This is a genomic window from Streptomyces longispororuber (genome assembly GCF_014656095.1).
Taxonomy (GTDB): Bacteria; Actinomycetota; Actinomycetes; order Streptomycetales; family Streptomycetaceae; genus Streptomyces; species Streptomyces longispororuber.
In genome coordinates this window covers 1-1153 of the sequence record NZ_BNBT01000323.1, presented here as the reverse complement: position 1 = coordinate 1153, position 1153 = coordinate 1, and the positions used below count along the sequence as shown (strand labels likewise).

At 78.1% G+C, this 1153-nt stretch carries 1 protein-coding gene and 1 pseudogene; both read right to left on the bottom strand.

Annotated elements, in window-relative coordinates; translation table 11 throughout:
* Positions 1–842: ABC transporter ATP-binding protein (locus IE330_RS38445; protein WP_190140809.1), on the bottom strand; the 842-nt coding region annotated here is incomplete at its 3' end.
* Positions 843–844: 2 nt separating this feature from the next.
* Positions 845–1153: pseudogene (locus tag IE330_RS38440) on the bottom strand (hypothetical protein); the annotation flags it as partial.

Below are 1153 nucleotides of genomic sequence, written 5' to 3'. Positions count from 1 at the left end.
GCCCCGGCCCGCTCCGGCGGGGTCACACCCGCCAGGCGCTCGCGCAGCCCGGCCGAGGCCCGGCGCGCGTCGCGGACCGTCAGCGGCAGCGGCGCGAGCCCCGCGAGCCGGCCCAGGGCCACGACCGGCGGGTAGACCGGCGAGACGGCCATCAGCGCGGCCGGGTCGCCCAGGACCGGGGCCTCGCCGGGGGAGGGGAGCAGCAGCACCTGGTCGGCGTACTGGACGACGCGCTCCAGGCGGTGCTCGGCCATGAGGACCGTGGTGCCCAGGTCGTGGACCAGGCGCTGGAGGACCGCGAGGACCTCCTCGGCGGCGGCGGGGTCCAGGGCGGAGGTCGGCTCGTCCAGGACCAGGACGCGCGGGTGCGGGGTGAGGACGGAGCCGATGGCCACCCGCTGCCGCTGGCCGCCGGAGAGCGTGCCGAGGGGGCGGTCGCGCAGGTCGGCGAGGCCCAGGAGGTCGAGGGTCTCCTCGACGCGGCGGCGCATCACGTCCGGCGCGAGGCCGAGCGACTCCATGCCGTACGCCAGCTCGTCCTCGACGGTGTCCGTCACGAAGTGGGCGAGCGGGTCCTGGCCGACGGTGCCGACGACGTCGGCGAGTTCGCGCGGCTTGTGGGTCCGCGTGTCGCGGCCCGCGACGGTCACCCGCCCGCGCAGGGTGCCGCCCGTGAAGTGCGGCACGAGGCCGCTGACGGTGCCGAGCAGGGTCGACTTGCCGACGCCGGACGGGCCGACGACGAGGACCAGCTCGCCCTCGGGCACGGACAGGTCCACGCCCCGGACGGTCGGCCCCGGCGCGTCCTCGTAGCGTACGGAGACGTCCTCGAACCGGATCATGCTCATGAGGTGGGCTCCTTGGCGGCGGCTCGGGACGGGCGGGGGGCGGGGGCCTGCTCGGGCGGCGGTACGGGCGCCACGAACGCGGGCAGCAGGCCGAGCAGGATCGCCGCCGCGGGCCACAGCGGCAGCTCCGGCGCGACCAGCGGTACGACCCCGGGGTGCAGGGGAGCGGCGTCGGCGGCGGTCATCAGGGCCGCGACGGCGGCGCCGGACCCGGCGACGAGCCAGGCGCGAGCGCCCCAGGCGTCGGGCCGGTGGCGGGTGCGCACGGCCCGGCGCACATGTCGGCGACGCCGCACGGGTCCTGC